12 protein-coding genes and 1 pseudogene are annotated in these 15,722 nt (G+C 59.7%); 12 read left to right on the top strand and 1 reads right to left on the bottom strand.

Annotated elements, in window-relative coordinates; translation table 11 throughout:
- A pseudogene (locus AEQ63_RS28270) lies at positions 1-68 on the bottom strand (Hcp family type VI secretion system effector); the annotation flags it as partial.
- A gap of 914 nt (positions 69-982) precedes the next feature.
- Here AEQ63_RS28270 and AEQ63_RS18030 point away from each other — a divergent pair.
- The 12 genes from AEQ63_RS18030 to AEQ63_RS17970 all read left to right on the top strand — a co-directional run bounded on the left by AEQ63_RS18030 (position 983) and on the right by AEQ63_RS17970 (position 15,539).
- A complete protein-coding gene (locus AEQ63_RS18030; RefSeq protein ID WP_152972387.1) occupies positions 983-2,095 on the top strand; it encodes an acyltransferase family protein in 1,113 nt (370 codons plus the stop codon).
- Positions 2,096-2,100: 5 nt separating this feature from the next.
- Positions 2,101-3,189: an acyltransferase family protein gene (locus AEQ63_RS18025; protein WP_236705272.1), complete on the top strand. Its 1,089-nt coding sequence runs from the start codon at positions 2,101-2,103 to the stop codon at positions 3,187-3,189.
- 77 nt (positions 3,190-3,266) lie between these two features.
- Positions 3,267-4,889 carry a methyl-accepting chemotaxis protein gene (locus AEQ63_RS18020; protein WP_064364285.1) on the top strand — a complete coding sequence of 541 codons (1,623 nt, stop codon included), beginning with the start codon at positions 3,267-3,269 and terminating at the stop codon, positions 4,887-4,889.
- Complete coding sequence (locus tag AEQ63_RS18015) at positions 4,889-5,425, top strand: chemotaxis protein CheW (protein ID WP_064364284.1); 537 nt, start codon at positions 4,889-4,891, stop codon at positions 5,423-5,425. Before AEQ63_RS18020 ends, AEQ63_RS18015 begins: the two co-directional genes overlap by 1 nt.
- Complete coding sequence (locus AEQ63_RS18010) at positions 5,422-6,693, top strand: CheR family methyltransferase (RefSeq protein ID WP_064364283.1); 1,272 nt, start codon at positions 5,422-5,424, stop codon at positions 6,691-6,693. Before AEQ63_RS18015 ends, AEQ63_RS18010 begins: the two co-directional genes overlap by 4 nt.
- A complete protein-coding gene (locus AEQ63_RS18005; protein WP_064364282.1) occupies positions 6,690-7,373 on the top strand; it encodes a chemotaxis protein CheW in 684 nt (227 codons plus the stop codon). The genes AEQ63_RS18010 and AEQ63_RS18005 overlap by 4 nt, the downstream gene beginning before the upstream one ends.
- On the top strand, positions 7,370-9,640 hold the full coding sequence (locus AEQ63_RS18000; protein ID WP_064364281.1) for a hybrid sensor histidine kinase/response regulator: 2,271 nt from the start codon (positions 7,370-7,372) through the stop codon (positions 9,638-9,640). Before AEQ63_RS18005 ends, AEQ63_RS18000 begins: the two co-directional genes overlap by 4 nt.
- The gene (locus AEQ63_RS17995; RefSeq protein WP_042606945.1) at positions 9,637-10,647 is read left to right on the top strand and encodes a chemotaxis response regulator protein-glutamate methylesterase; all 1,011 of its coding nucleotides are present in this window, start codon (positions 9,637-9,639) and stop codon (positions 10,645-10,647) included. The genes AEQ63_RS18000 and AEQ63_RS17995 overlap by 4 nt, the downstream gene beginning before the upstream one ends.
- 48 nt (positions 10,648-10,695) lie before the next feature.
- Positions 10,696-11,697 carry a response regulator gene (locus tag AEQ63_RS17990; protein ID WP_064364280.1) on the top strand — a complete coding sequence of 334 codons (1,002 nt, stop codon included), beginning with the start codon at positions 10,696-10,698 and terminating at the stop codon, positions 11,695-11,697.
- Positions 11,698-12,007: 310 nt separating this feature from the next.
- Positions 12,008-13,103 (top strand): peptide chain release factor 2 gene (gene prfB / locus AEQ63_RS28265; RefSeq protein ID WP_152972386.1). Its coding sequence is split into 2 segments (ribosomal slippage): positions 12,008-12,079 and positions 12,081-13,103, totalling 1,095 coding nucleotides; the frame shifts between segments, so codons are not numbered across the junction.
- Positions 13,104-13,217: 114 nt separating this feature from the next.
- Positions 13,218-14,720, top strand: coding sequence for a lysine--tRNA ligase (lysS, locus tag AEQ63_RS17975; RefSeq protein WP_042606948.1), 1,503 nt, complete (start codon positions 13,218-13,220; stop codon positions 14,718-14,720).
- A 105-nt stretch (positions 14,721-14,825) separates the two neighbouring features.
- Positions 14,826-15,539, top strand: coding sequence for a TetR/AcrR family transcriptional regulator (locus AEQ63_RS17970; RefSeq protein WP_039762412.1), 714 nt, complete (start codon positions 14,826-14,828; stop codon positions 15,537-15,539).
- Positions 15,540-15,722: the final 183 nt, after the last annotated feature.

The following is a 15,722-nucleotide window of genomic DNA, read 5'->3' as shown; positions in this document are numbered from 1 at the left end:
GTGAACGCGCCGGCAGTGATCAGGCCTTGTTTTTCGCCGGTAACCGACATGTACGCTGGTGTTGCCATGGGGTGCTCTCCTTGCGGATAAATTGAGGGTGCCCGGAGGCGAAATCGCCCGGTGGGTGGCTGAGGGTTATCAAGGAGCGTGCCAGGTTTGGAGAGGTGCCCGGGTGGCGGGCTCGCCATGGTGGTCGGTCATCTTTCGGGGCGATTTTCAGCGGAATAATCAGGAGAAAGTGCGCAAGAAGTTGCGCAGTACTGCGCAACTTCTTGCGCACTTGGCTGCAGGGCTTACAGCGCCTGGGCTACAGAGGATTTAGGCCCTGAAATATTACGACCTACTGCGCAACTTCTTGCGCAGTTGGGGATTTGCCGGGACCGAGGTGACTGCTTCGCGAGCAGGAAATTTTGGTGTGCCGGGAAGCGTTAGCGCACCTCGAAACTTTCGATGGCGCGATCGCAGAAGCACTATGTAAAAGCTGAATGTAGGAAATCGAGTATTTTCGGCACGGCTATGTCTGTAGGAAATTCCTGTTTTTGCACTCGCTTCAGCGAAATGCCCCCCAAACGATGCTTTTTCCATTATTCATTCTAAGTGCACGTATCGCTGCGGATGCTCCGCTCTTCGCGGAACCTGACCGAGCCTGACGAATGACATAGGTTGTTTGCAGTGCAAAGTGTCGCAGATAGCCCATTGCTCAACGGCCCGCGGCGAGAGTTGACGCCAACCATGATTGTGAGCGCCTCTTCAGAGCGCAAGCAACATCTGGAAGCACACTTGAGCGCAGAGCAGGGAAATTTTCGATCCAGGCTGAAGGCTCGAGGTCCGGGTAACCCTTGTTTGGAGACCGAACATCAATACGAGTGGATTAACCCGATCGCTTACTCAAGCGGGGCCACGTTTCGGATTGTTATTGCAGTGAGATCAACGCAATTAATAAACATATAACTCCTAGTCATTTGTTCAACGGAGCAGGTCATTGAAAAAGGATATTTCAAGCAGAATGGTCAGCAGTCATCGTTTGACTTACCTCGATTCGCTCAGGGCCCTGGCGGCACTGACAGTCATGGGCTCTCACTATATTGAAAGAACGCCACTCCTCAGCTGGGTGGTATTCGATTATTTTCGGCCGGGGCAGTTCGGCGTCGTGGTTTTTTTTATGGTCAGCGGTTTCGTAATTCCGTTCAGTTTCAAGGATTATCCCGGAAAGAACCGGCGGTTCATGATTTCAAGGTTTTTCAGGTTGTACCCTGCCTATTGGCTCTCAGTAATATTGGCCTGCTTTGCTATTGTTTTTTTTATTTCGGGGGAGCTTGAAGAGAGCAGGGTATTGGCAAACATCACCATGGTTCAGGCAGTGTTAGGGTACGCCAACTTGTTTGGTGTGTATTGGACCTTATTTGTCGAGCTGGTTTTCTATGGTCTTTGTATCGCGCTGAGTGTATTCGGAATGCTGGGGTGCCTGAAAACGCGCTTCTGGTTGGCAATATCACTCCTATTACTTGCGCTAACCGGAGCGGCGGCACGACATTATTACTCTGTCTCGGCCCCTGTTGGAATCCTGTCATCGCTTTCATTGATGTTGTTTGGAGGGATATGGCGCAACTATCAAATCGATCGAAATCCGTCGGGAAAGAAATACAGCGTGATCTGGATCGCTATGTTTGTTACCACATTTCCGATCATCGCACTGCTGGCTTACGATATCGATCAAGGGCTGCAAGAAAGTGCCTGGAATTTTACCGGTAGTTATTTTGCTGCGCTGGTGTTCTTTGTGTTGGCTACCACGGTGTTGAAACTGGAAAGCCGGGTGCTCGCTTTTCTAGGGACGATCAGCTATTCAGTCTATCTGATCCATCCGTTCTTCCTGGAGTTGGCTGACTCGAAGGTGCATCTTCAGAACGGTTTCAATGCTCCTGTTTTTGTTATTTATTGTCTGAGCACGCTTGTCTTCTCATCACTTTGTTTTTTCTTGATAGAGAAGCGCTCGATTCGATTGGGCCAGCATATCAATGCAATTCTTGATGCGCGATTGACGAACAGCAAAGCGGCCGGCGCAGCGAAGGCATCATCGATCGAAGCGGGAGTCTGAGATCCTTGAAAATCTTACCCTTTGCTACTGACGGGGCAGCAAGTCCGGTAGATCGACTGACGCATCTGGATGCCTTGAGAGGCATCGCTGCAATGTTCGTGGTGGTAGCACACTTCATCGAACGAACCCCGCTCAGGGACTCTTTCTTCTTTGCTCATGTGAACTTGGGGCAGGTAGGGGTGGTGATCTTCTTCGTGATCAGCGGGATGGTCATTCCTTATAGTTTGAAACAGGGCCGGCATGCGCTGGCGGTTTTCGCCGTTTCCCGGTTTTTCAGACTCTATCCGGCGTATTGGTTCTCCATAGCTCTGGCGGTTGCGAGTTCGGACTGGTTTTTGTCGACGCCCGTACCGCTCTCCACAGTATTGATCAACATGACGATGCTGCAGGCCGCTGTGCAAACACCGGATCTGTTCGGCGTGTATTGGACTCTGATCATCGAGATGTTTTTCTACGTGGCTTGCGCGGCGTTATTCAGCGTCGGCCTCCTGGGTAAAGCCTGGGTGCGACTCAGCGCGGCAATCGGGTTGCTGGCAGTGGCGCTGATCTTTGCGATCACCAGGTTCTATCTGGCCAAAAAGATCCCCGTTGCGCTGCCGTTGTGCCTCTCAATCATGTTTTTCGGCAGTCTGTGGCGGGATGTCAGCCTGGGCCTGGCGCATGGGCAAGCTCACCGATACGTCGCTGTCTGGTTGGCATTATTCGCGTGTTTGCTTCCGATTATCTGCCTGCTGGCTTACAGCGCCGATCAGGGCTACAAGGAAAATCCGCTGGTTTATATGACCAGTTATCTGATCGGTATGGCCATTGCCCTTGTGGTGACGTTGTTCCTGCGCAAAAGCATCAACAGCCTGACGTTCCTGGGCACGATCAGTTATTCGATGTATCTGATACACCCGTTCTTTCTGGAGTGGGCGGCGTATGCGACAGACCTGCAGGCACAATTCGATGTTGTGGTTTTTCTGAGCTACTTGCTGGCGACGCTGGTAATGGCCAGTGTCGTTTATGCATTGCTGGAAAAACCAGGTATTGGCTTGGCCAAGGCGATCAATTCGAAATTGCAGGGCGGCGCCAGCAAAAGAGCGCAGGCCTGAGGATCGAGAGCGTCTTATAAATGAAACACCGCCCTCGGCTATACTCCCCGCATTTCGATCAGGCACGAGGATTCACTGTGAAGAACTGGACGTTGCGCCAACGCATCTTGGCGAGCTTTGCGGTGATTATCGCCATCATGCTGTTGATGGTGGTGCTGTCCTACTCGCGGTTGCTGAAAATCGAGGCCAGTGAAAACAGCGTGCGCGACGATGCCATCCCCGGCGTCTACTACAGCTCGATGATTCGCGGCGCGTGGGTCGACAGTTATTTGCAGACCCAGGAGCTGCTCGGCCTCAAGGAAGGCCAGGGCATTTCCAGCGAAGATGCGGCGGACTACAAGGCATTCGAGGCGCGTCTGCAAGAGCAGATGGCCAACTATCGTAAAACCATGGCTACCGACGAAGACCGTTCCGAGTTCGCCCTGTTCGAGAAATATCACGATACCTACATCGAGATTCAAAACGCTGTACTGGACCTGCGCAGTCGTAATCTTGAAGCGGATGCGGTCAAGTTATTCAACGAAAAACTGACTCCGGCCTGGTACACCGGGCGCATGAAACTCAACGACATCATTGGCGAAAACAAAGTCGTCGCTGATACCGCCATGGCCAACATCGACGACGCGGTGGCGACGGCCAAAGTCAGCATGGTCATTTCCCTGCTGGTCGCGGTGCTGGCCGCCGGCCTCTGTGGGCTGCTGTTGATGCGCGCAATCATGGCGCCGATGAACAGGATCGTGACCATCCTCGACATCATGCGCACCGGCGACCTGAGCTCGCGCCTGAACCTCGATCGCAAGGACGAGTTCGGCGCGGTCGAAACCGGCTTCAACGACATGATGACCGAGCTGACGTCGCTGGTCTCCCAGGCGCAGCGCTCTTCGGTGCAGGTGACCACCTCGGTAACCGAGATCGCCGCCACCTCCAAGCAGCAACAGGCGACCGCTACCGAAACCGCAGCGACCACCACCGAAATCGGCGCGACCTCTCGCGAGATCGCCGCGACCTCGCGGGATCTGGTGCGCACCATGACCGAAGTGTCCACAGCTGCCGATCAGGCCTCGGTGCTCGCCGGTTCCGGCCAGCAAGGCCTGGCGCGCATGGAAGACACCATGCACTCGGTAATGGGCGCGGCCGATCTGGTCAACGCCAAACTGGCGATCCTCAACGAGAAGGCCGGCAACATCAATCAGGTGGTGGTGACCATCGTCAAAGTGGCCGATCAGACCAACCTGCTGTCGCTCAATGCGGCGATCGAAGCCGAGAAGGCGGGCGAGTACGGCCGCGGTTTCGCCGTGGTCGCTACCGAAGTCCGGCGTCTGGCGGATCAGACCGCCGTGGCCACTTATGACATCGAGCAAATGGTCCGCGAGATCCAGTCGGCGGTGTCGGCCGGGGTGATGGGCATGGACAAGTTTTCCGAAGAAGTGCGCCGTGGCATGTCCGAAGTGCAGCAGGTCGGCGAGCAGCTGTCGCAGATCATCCATCAGGTGCAGGCGCTGGCCCCGCGAGTGTTGATGGTCAATGAGGGCATGCAGGCCCAGGCGACCGGCGCCGAACAAATCAACCACGCGCTGGTGCAGTTGGGCGATGCCAGCAGCCAGACCGTCGAATCGCTGCGTCAGGCCAGTTTCGCCATCGACGAACTGAGCCAGGTGGCCGTCGGCCTGCGCAGCGGCGTTTCGCGATTCAAAGTCTGATGAGCGAAATCATCGCCAAGCGTGGCGCCGCGCCAGTGGCGAAACCGGCGCTGTTCCTGCTGTTTCGCATCGGCAGCGAACGCTATGCCCTGCGCGCCACCGAAGTGGCCGAAGTGCTGCCGCGCCTGCCGTTGAAACCGATTGCCCGCGCGCCGCATTGGGTGGCCGGGGTGGTCGCCTATCGCGGCGCGGTGGTGCCGGTGATCGATCTCAGCGCGCTGACATTTGGCCAGCCCGCCGAGGCGCGCACCAGCACGCGGCTGGTGCTGGTCAATTATCAGCCGGATGACTCGCAGCCCGCGCAATGGCTTGGGCTGATTCTCGAACAGGCCACCGACACACTGCGCTGTCATCCGCAAGATTTTCAGCCCTACGGCCTCGACAACCGCGAGGCGCCGTACCTCGGCCCGGTGCGCGAAGATGCGCAGGGATTGCTGCAATGGGTGCGGGTCAATGACTTGCTCGATGACGCCGTGCGCAGTTTGCTGTTCCCCGATCCGCCGCGCGATCCGGCGCAGCTTGAGGCGCTGCCATGAGTGGTGATCAGCGCTTTTTTGATTTCCTCAAGGAACGCATCGGCCTCGATGTCGCCTCGGTGGGCGCGGCGATCATCGAACGTGCCGTACGCCAGCGCACCACACTTTCCCAGGCCGCCCACGCCGACGAATATTGGCAATTGTTGCAAGGCTCGCGGGATGAACAGCAGGCGCTGATCGAAGCGGTGATCGTCCCGGAGACGTGGTTTTTCCGCTACCCGGAATCCTTCGCCACGTTAGGCAAACTGGCGCGAGCTCGGCTTAAAGAACTCAACAACATGCGCGCGTTGCGCATCCTCAGCCTGCCGTGCTCCACGGGCGAAGAACCCTATTCGATTGCGATGGCCTTGCTTGATGCCGGATTGCAGCCGCATCAATTCAAGGTCGATGGCATGGACATCAGTCCGCTCTCGGTGGAAAAGGCGCGGCGTGCGTTGTATGGCAAGAATTCGTTTCGCGGTCAGGATCTGGAATACCGCGAACGACATTTTTTTGCCGAGCAGGACGGCCACCGGGTCAACGAATACGTTCGCGAACAAGTGCGCTGGCAGGTCGGCAATGTGCTCGATCCGACGCTGTTGGCGAACGAGCCTGCCTTCGATTTCGTGTTCTGCCGCAACTTGCTGATCTACTTCGACCAACCGACCCAGAAGCAGGTGTTCGAAGTGCTCAAGCGCCTGACTCATGTCGACGGCGTGCTGTTTATCGGCCCGGCGGAGGGCAGTCTGCTCGGGCGCTTGGGCATGCGCTCGATTGGTATCGCGCAGTCCTTTGCCTTCAGCCGTCATAGCGAGCCGCATCCCGAACCGCTGCCGACGCCCAAACCGCTCGCCGTGCCGGTCAGCCAACCACTGCGCAGCACCCCGCCGGCACCAGTGCGCAGCCGTCCGTTTGCCGCCGTGACCGCTTTGCCAGTGACGAAAAAAACCGCCGACCCGGACGCCGCGACATTGCTGGCGCAGATTGCTGCACTGGCCAACGAAGGCAAAAGCGCCGAGGCCCGTGCCGCGTGCGAACAGTATCTGCGCAGTCATGAACCGGTGGCGCAGGTGTTCTACTGGCTCGGCCTGCTCAGCGATGTCGCCGGGCTGAGCCTCGAAGCCCAGGGTTATTACCGCAAGGCTTTGTATCTCGAACCGCAACACCCCGAAGCACTGATGCACCTGGCCGCGGTGCTCCAGGCCCAGGGCGACTCGGTGGGTGCCCGACGATTGCAGGAGCGCGCCGCCCGCAGCGGGCGCACCGCCGACAGTGAGCGTAAACGATGAGCGCGTCCGACACCTTGAACGTTACCCACGAAGACGCCCGCGCCATCGACGATTGCTGGAACCGCATCGGCATTCATGGCGACAAGTCCTGCCCGTTGCTGGAAGAGCACATCCATTGCCGCAATTGCTCGGTGTATTCCGCCGCCGCCACGCGCCTGCTCGACCGCTATTCGTTGCAGCAGGACCAGCGCGACGCGGTGGTCAGCAAAGTCGAAACCGACGTCAAGACCCGCTCTTTGCTGATGTTCCGCCTCGGCGAGGAATGGCTCGGACTGGCGACGCGCAGCCTCGTTGAAGTCGCGCCGCTGCAGGCGATTCATTCGCTGCCGCACCAGCGCTCGCGCGCCCTGCTCGGCGTGGCCAACGTGCGTGGTGCACTGGTCGCGTGCCTGTCGCTGGTGGAATTGCTCGACCTTGACGGCAGCGTTGCGCCGGTCGGCGGCGGACGAGTCATGCCGCGCATGCTGATCATCGCCGCACACGGCGGGCCAGTGGTGGTGCCAGTGGATGAGGTGGACGGCATCCATGCCATCGACGAACGTATCCTTGATGCCGCGTCGCAGTCCGGTGCGCAGACCAGTGCCAGGTACACCCGTGGCGTTCTGCAATATCGCGGTCGCAGCCTGCGCTGGCTGGATGAAGGACAGCTGTTGTCTGCCGTGACCCGGAGCCTGACATGACCCCCGAGCAAATGCGCGACGCCTCTCTGCTCGAACTGTTCAGCCTCGAAGCCGAGGCCCAGACCCAGGTGCTCAGCGCCGGGCTGCTGGCGCTGGAACGCAACCCGACCCAGGCCGATCAACTGGAGTCGTGCATGCGCGCGGCGCACTCGCTCAAAGGCGCGGCGCGCATCGTCGGCATCGACAGCGGCGTCAGCGTCGCCCACGTCATGGAGGATTGCCTGGTCAGCGCGCAGGAAGGCCGTTTGTTACTGCGCCCCGAGCACATCGACGCGCTGCTACAGGGCACCGACCTGCTGATGCGCATCGCCACCCCGGCCAACGCGCCGCAATCGACTGACATTGAAGCCTACGTGGTGTTGATGGGGCGTTTGCTCGATCCGTCGGCAGCAGCCGCTGTAGTTGCTTCGCCGCCGATGGCCGATTTGCAGATCGAGCCAGCGCCAATGGTGTCGGCGCCGATTATTGACGAGCCCGCCGAGCCGACACCGCGCAAAAACAAACGCACCACCGAAGGCGGCGAGCGCGTTTTGCGCGTCACCGCCGAGCGCCTGAACAGCCTGCTCGATTTGTCGAGCAAATCGCTGGTGGAAACCCAGCGGCTGAAACCGCATCTGGCGACCATGCAGCGTCTCAAGCGCATGCAGAACAACGGCCTGCGCGCGCTGGAAAATCTCAACGTTCACCTGAAGGAGCACGCGCTGAGTCTGGAAGCGCTCGAATCGCTGGAAGATGCGCGACGCCTGCTCGCCGAGTCGCAGCAACTGCTCAGCGAGAAAAACGCCGAACTCGACGAGTTCGCCTGGCAAGCCAGCCAGCGTGCACAAGTGCTCTACGACACCGCGCTGGCCTGCCGCATGCGCCCCTTCGCCGACGTGCTGAGCGGGCAGGCACGCATGGTTCGCGACCTCGGTCGCAGCCTCGGCAAACAAGTGCGCCTGGAGATCGAAGGCGAGAAAACCCAGGTCGATCGCGACGTGCTGGAAAAGCTCGAAGCGCCGCTCACGCATCTGCTGCGCAACGCCGTCGATCACGGCATCGAAACCCCGGAACAACGCCTGCTCAAGGGCAAGCCCGAAGAAGGCCTGATACGCCTGCGCGCCTCCCACCAGGCCGGTTTGCTGGTGCTGGAATTGAGCGATGACGGCAATGGTGTCGATCTGGAGAAAGTCCGCCGCAGCATCATCGAACGGCAGTTATCCCCAGCCGAAACTGCAGCGCAATTGAGCGAAGAAGAACTGCTGACCTTCCTGTTTCTGCCCGGTTTCAGCCTGCGCGACAAGGTCACCGAAGTGTCCGGCCGTGGCGTCGGTCTGGACGCTGTTCAGCACATGGTTCGCCAATTGCGCGGGGCCGTGGTGCTGGAACAGACGGCGGGCGAGGGCAGCCGTTTTCACTTGGAGGTGCCGCTTACGCTGTCGGTGGTGCGCAGCCTTGTGGTCGAGGTCGGCGAAGAGGCCTATGCGTTCCCGCTGGCGCACATCGAACGCATGTGCGACCTGGCCCCCGAAGACATCGTGCAGGTCGAAGGCCGTCAGCACTTCTGGCACGAGGGCCGCCATGTCGGCCTGGTGGCGGCGAGTCAGTTGCTCAATCGCCCGGCCAGCCAGAACGCCGGCGCTACCCTCAAAGTCGTGGTGATCCGCGAGCGCGAGGCAATCTACGGCGTGGCGGTCGAGCGTTTCGTCGGTGAGCGCACGCTGGTGGTGCTGCCGCTGGATGAGCGCCTGGGCAAGGTTCAGGACATCTCCGCCGGGGCCTTGCTCGATGATGGTTCGGTGGTGCTGATCGTCGATGTCGAAGACATGCTGCGGTCGGTGGACAAACTGCTCAATACCGGGCGCCTGGAACGCATCGCTCGCCACGGCAACCAGGCTGCCGAAGCGGCGCGCAAACGGGTGCTGGTGGTCGATGATTCGCTGACCGTGCGCGAGCTGCAACGCAAACTGCTGCTCAATCGCGGCTACGACGTCGCGGTGGCGGTGGACGGCATGGACGGCTGGAACGCGCTGCGTTCGGAGAACTTCGATCTGCTGATCACCGACATCGACATGCCGCGCATGGACGGCATCGAGCTGGTCACCCTGTTGCGCCGCGACAACCGTCTGCAATCGCTGCCGGTGATGGTCGTGTCGTACAAGGATCGCGAAGAAGACCGTCGCCGTGGACTGGACGCCGGCGCCGACTATTATCTAGCCAAAGCCAGTTTTCATGACGACGCCCTGCTCGATGCAGTGGTCGAGCTCATTGGAGGAGCGCGGGCATGAGGATCGCAATCGTCAACGACATGCCCCTGGCGGTGGAGGCCTTGCGCCGAGCACTGGCCTTCGAGCCGGCGCATCAGGTGATCTGGGTCGCCAGCAACGGCGCCGAGGCGGTGCAACGCTGCGCCGAATACACCCCGGACCTGATTCTGATGGACCTGATCATGCCGATCATGGACGGCGTCGAAGCCACGCGGCGGATCATGGCCGAGACCCCGTGCGCGATTGTCATCGTCACCGTCGACCGCCAGCAGAACGTGCACCGCGTGTTCGAGGCCATGGGGCACGGCGCGCTGGACGTGGTCGACACCCCGGCGATCGGCGCCGGCAATGCCCAGGAAGCGGCGGCACCGTTGCTGCGCAAGATCCTCAACATCGGCTGGCTGATCGGCGACAAGGCGCCACGTTCGCGCCCGGCGCCGAGTTCGCCGCGCAGTTCGCCGTCACGCCAGCGGCTGGTGGCGATCGGTTCTTCTGCGGGTGGGCCGGCGGCGCTGGAGGTTTTGCTCAAAGGCCTGCCGAAGGATTTTTCCGCGGCGATCGTACTGGTGCAGCATGTCGATCAGGTGTTTGCCGCCGGCATGGCCGAATGGCTGGCCAGCGCCAGCGGTCTCGATGTGCGTCTGGCCCGTGAAGGCGAGCCGCCGCAAAGTGGCGCGGTGTTGCTGGCCGGGACCAATCACCATATTCGCTTGTTGAAAAACGGCACGCTGGCCTACACCGCCGAACCCGTCAACGAGATCTATCGCCCCTCGATCGACGTGTTTTTCGAGAGCGTGGCCAGTTACTGGAACGGTGACGCGATCGGGGTTTTATTGACCGGGATGGGGCGCGATGGTGCGCAAGGGCTTAAGCTCATGCGCCAGCAGGGTTATTTGACCATCGCTCAGGATCAGCACAGCAGTGCGGTGTACGGCATGCCCAAGGCTGCCGCGGCGATCGATGCCGCGGTGGAAATTCGCCCGCTGGAAAAGATAGCGCCACGATTGCTGGAGATTTTCCCCAAATGAACAGGTTGATCGGCAATCCAGGCCCCCGCAGTACTCAGGTGACCGCTCATGAATGATTTACAGATCGACGACATTAAAACCGACGAGAACGCCGCCATGGTGTTGTTGGTGGATGATCAGGCGATGATCGGCGAAGCGGTGCGCCGTGGGCTGTCGGATCAGGAAAACATCGACTTCCACTTCTGCTCCGACCCGCAGCAGGCCATCGCCCAGGCGGTGCGGATCAAACCGACGGTGATCCTCCAGGACCTGGTGATGCCCGGCCTCGATGGCCTGAGCCTGGTGCGCGAATACCGCAATCACCCGGCGACCAAGGACATTCCGATCATCGTCCTCTCGACCAAGGAAGATCCGCTGATCAAGAGCGCGGCGTTCTCTGCTGGCGCCAACGACTATCTGGTGAAACTGCCGGACACCATCGAACTGGTCGCGCGCATCCGCTATCACTCGCGCTCGTACATGACGCTGCTGCAACGCGATGCGGCCTACCGTGCGTTGCGGGTCAGCCAGCAGCAATTGCTCGACACCAATCTGGTGCTGCAACGGCTGATGAACTCCGACGGCCTGACCGGGCTGTCCAACCGCCGTCACTTCGACGAGTACCTGGAACTGGAGTGGCGCCGTTCGCTGCGCGATCAGACGCAGCTGTCATTGCTGATGATCGACGTCGATTACTTCAAGTCGTACAACGACAGTTTTGGCCACGTAGAAGGCGACGAAGCGTTGCGCAAGGTCGCGACGGCGATCCGCGAGGCCAGCGCGCGACCGTCGGACCTGCCGGCGCGTTATGGCGGCGAAGAGTTTGTGCTGGTCCTGCCGAACACCTCGCCGGGCGGCGCGCGGCTGTTGGCCGAGAAGCTGCGCCAGACCGTGGCCTCCTTGAAAATCCCGCACAACACCCCGGCGGAAGGGGCGAGCCTGACCATCAGTATTGGTCTGGCGACGATGGTGCCGCAGGCGGGTAGCGATTGTCGGTTGCTGATCTCGGCGGCGGATCGTGGCCTTTATCTGGCTAAAAACAACGGTCGTAACCAGGTCGGGATCGAATAACGGCTTTCCCTCACCCCAGCCCTCTCCCGGAGGGAGAGGGGGCCGACCGAGGTGTCTGGCGCTGTACATCGACCTGATCGACCGAGTCGATTATGGATCTTCAGGCTTGGCGATTCCGGATTCGGCAAAGCCCTTTCACGTCGGCGTACCTCTCAAATATCCCCCAATCGGTCCCCTCTACCTCAGGGAGAGGGTTAGGGTGAGGGCAAAGGCTTTAATGATCCCCACACCCGCCAGACGGGCTGCCGTCACAGCCTGATTACGTTATACTCGCCGGCTTTCAAAAGTTCGCCAACGAGTGCTGCCCGTCATGGAAATCAACCCGATCCTGAACACCATCAAGGACCTGTCCGAGCGCTCCGAAACTATTCGGGGGTATCTTTGACTACGATCAAAAGCATGAGCGTCTGACCGAAGTCAATCGCGAGCTTGAAGATCCGAGTGTCTGGAACAAACCTGAATACGCCCAGGAGCTGGGCCGCGAGCGTGCCGCGCTGGCGCAGATCGTCGACACCCTCGACGAACTGAACGGCGGTCTGGCTGATTGCCGCGACCTGCTGGAGATGGCCGTCGAAGAAAACGACGAAGGCGCAGTGGGCGATGTCATCGCCGAACTGGCCCGTCTCGAGGAAAATCTGGCCAAGCTGGAATTCCGCCGCATGTTCAGCCATGAAATGGACCCGAACAACGCCTACCTGGACATCCAGGCCGGGTCCGGCGGTACCGAAGCGCAGGACTGGGCCAACATCCTCCTGCGCATGTACCTGCGCTGGGCTGACAAACGCGGTTTCGACGCGACGATCATGGAACTGTCCGCCGGTGAAGTCGCCGGGATCAAGGGCGCGACCGTGCACATCAAGGGCGAATATGCCTTTGGCTGGCTGCGTACCGAGATCGGCGTGCACCGTCTGGTGCGCAAGAGCCCGTTCGACTCCGGCAACCGTCGCCACACTTCGTTCTCCGCCGTTTTCGTCTCGCCAGAGATTGATGACAAGGTGGAAATCGAAATCAACCCGGCAGACCTGCGGATCGACACCTATCGTTCCTCCGGTGCCGGTGGTCAGCACGTAAACACCACCGACTCGGCCGTACGTATCACCCACGTACCGACCAACACCGTGGTCAGCTGCCAGAACGAGCGTTCCCAGCACGCCAACAAGGACACCGCGATGAAAATGCTGCGGGCCAAGTTGTACGAGCAGGAAATGCAGAAGCGCAACGCCGCCTCGCAAGCGCTGGAAGACACCAAGTCGGACATCGGCTGGGGTCACCAGATCCGCTCTTACGTGCTCGATGCCTCGCGGATCAAGGATCTGCGTACCAACATCGAACGCAGCGATTGCGACAAGGTGCTCGACGGCGATATCGACGAGTATCTGGAAGCCAGCCTGAAATCGGGCCTGTAACAGACGCCAAAACAGGATCGAGCGACTCTACTCGATCCCTGTAGGAGCCAGCCTGCTGGCGATCCCCGGGCCGCAGGGCCCGGGGGCAACGAACCTGATGGAATACTTAAAGACATGAGCGACCTACAACTCGACCCGCAAGCCCTGCAACAGGAAGAAAACTCCCTGATCGCCCTGCGCAAGGAAAAGCTTGCTGCCGAGCGCGCCAAGGGCAATGCCTTCCCGAACGACTTCCGCCGCGAAAACTACTGCGATGCCTTGCAGAAACAATACGCGGACAAGACCAAGGAAGAGCTGGCAGAGGCTGCAATCCCGGTCAAGGTAGCCGGTCGCATCATGCTCAACCGTGGCTCGTTCATGGTGATCCAGGACATGACCGGGCGCATCCAGGTCTACGTCAACCGCAAGACTTTGCCTGAAGAAACCCTGGCCGCGGTGAAAACCTGGGACATGGGCGACATCATTGCTGCCGAAGGCACTCTGGCGCGTTCCGGCAAGGGTGACCTGTACGTTGAAATGACCAGCGTGCGCCTGCTGACCAAGTCGCTGCGCCCGCTGCCGGACAAGCACCACGGCCTGACCGACACCGAACAACGCTACCGTCAGCGCTATGTCGACCTGATCGTCAACGAAGACGTGCGCCAGACCTTCCGCGTCCGTTCGCAAGTGATCGCGCACATCCGCAGCTTCCTGATGAAGCGCGACTTCCTCGAAGTCGAAACGCCGATGCTGCAGACCATTCCCGGCGGCGCCGCGGCCAAGCCGTTCGAAACCCACCACAATGCGCTCGACCTGCCAATGTTCCTGCGTATCGCCCCAGAGCTGTATCTGAAGCGTCTGGTGGTTGGCGGTTTCGAAAAAGTGTTCGAGATCAACCGCAACTTCCGTAACGAAGGTGTTTCGACTCGTCACAACCCTGAATTCACCATGTTGGAGTTCTATCAGGCATACGCCGATTACGAAGACAACATGGATCTCACCGAAGAACTGTTCCGCGAGCTGGCGCAGCTGGTTCTGGGCAGCACCGACGTGCCGTACGGCGACAAGGTGTTCCACTTCGGTGAACCGTTCGTGCGTCTGTCGGTGTTCGACTCTATCCTCAAGTACAACCCTGAGCTGACCGCCGATGATCTGAACGACATCGATAAGGCTCGCGCCATCGCCAAGAAGGCTGGCGCCAAGGTGCTGGGCTTCGAAGGTCTGGGCAAACTTCAGGTGATGATTTTCGAAGAACTGGTCGAGCACAAGCTGGAGCAGCCGCACTTCATCACTCAGTACCCGTTCGAAGTGTCGCCGCTGGCCCGTCGCAACGACGACAACCCGAACGTCACCGACCGTTTCGAGCTGTTCATCGGTGGTCGTGAAATCGCCAACGCCTACTCCGAGTTGAACGACGCGGAAGACCAGGCCGAGCGCTTCATGGCGCAGGTGGCCGACAAGGACGCGGGCGACGACGAAGCGATGCACTATGACGCCGACTTCGTCCGTGCGCTGGAGTACGGCATGCCGCCAACCGCCGGTGAAGGTATCGGCATCGATCGTCTGGTGATGTTGCTGACCAACTCGCCGTCGATCCGCGATGTGATCCTGTTCCCGCACATGCGACCGCAAGCGTAAACGTTTCAGTTGAAAAGCCGCCTAAAACAGGCGGCTTTTTATTGCCTGTCTGGTACAAATGTATCAATTGGTTAATTTGCAAATAGCAGAGGAAGTGCTGTCGTGATGGGTGCAATAGCTCAAGAAGGTGCAGCGGGTATCGCCACTGCGGTCGCTGAAAGTGTTCAGTACCAGGGCCGCAAGGCCAGCCGACAGGGCAGTGAGCAGCGTCGCCAGGACATTCTCGACGCAGCAATGCGCATTGTCGTGCGCGACGGCGTACGTGCCGTGCGCCATCGTGCGGTCGCGGCGGAGGCGGGTGTGCCGCTGTCGGCGACCACGTATTACTTCAAGGATATCGATGACCTGCTCACCGATACCTTCGCCCAATACGTCGAACGCAGCGCGGCGTACATGGCCAAGTTGTGGGTCAACAACGAAGGTCTGTTGCGTGAAATGGTGGTCAGCGCCGACGGCAGCCCCGAATCGCGCTCGCAACTGGCCGATGACATTGCGCGGCTGATGGCCGATTACGTGCACCGGCAACTGATCAACCGCCGCGAGCATCTGATGGCTGAACAGGCATTCCGTCAGGAAGCGCTACTCAACCCGCGTCTGGCGATTCTGGTGCGTTCGCATCAGCAGATTCTGCTGCAGGGTACTTGCCAGTTGTTCCAGGTATTGGGCTCGCGCGAACCGCAGCAGGATGCCAAGGTGTTGACGGCGATTATCGGGCGGATGGAATATCAGGGCCTGCTCAACGACGCCGAGCCCCTGGCCGAAGAGGACATGCTCGGGATTCTGACGCGGTATATGCACCTGGTGCTGGCATCGGTCTAGCGCTTGACGCTACACCTGTGGGAGCGAGCCTGCTCGCGAAAGCGCTCTGATATTCAACATCGCCGTTGTCTGACACAGCGCATTCGCGAGCAGGCTCGCTCCCACAAAGGCTTAAAGTCTGAGTTTCAGCACGTCACGTTTTCTACAGGAGTTTCGGGTGGACGATTACCAGCAGACGATACG

The sequence above is a fragment of the Pseudomonas sp. RIT-PI-o genome, from assembly GCF_001297215.1.
Classification (GTDB): Bacteria; Pseudomonadota; Gammaproteobacteria; order Pseudomonadales; family Pseudomonadaceae; genus Aquipseudomonas; species Aquipseudomonas moraviensis_A.
This window is presented reverse-complemented; position numbering and strand designations above follow the sequence as displayed.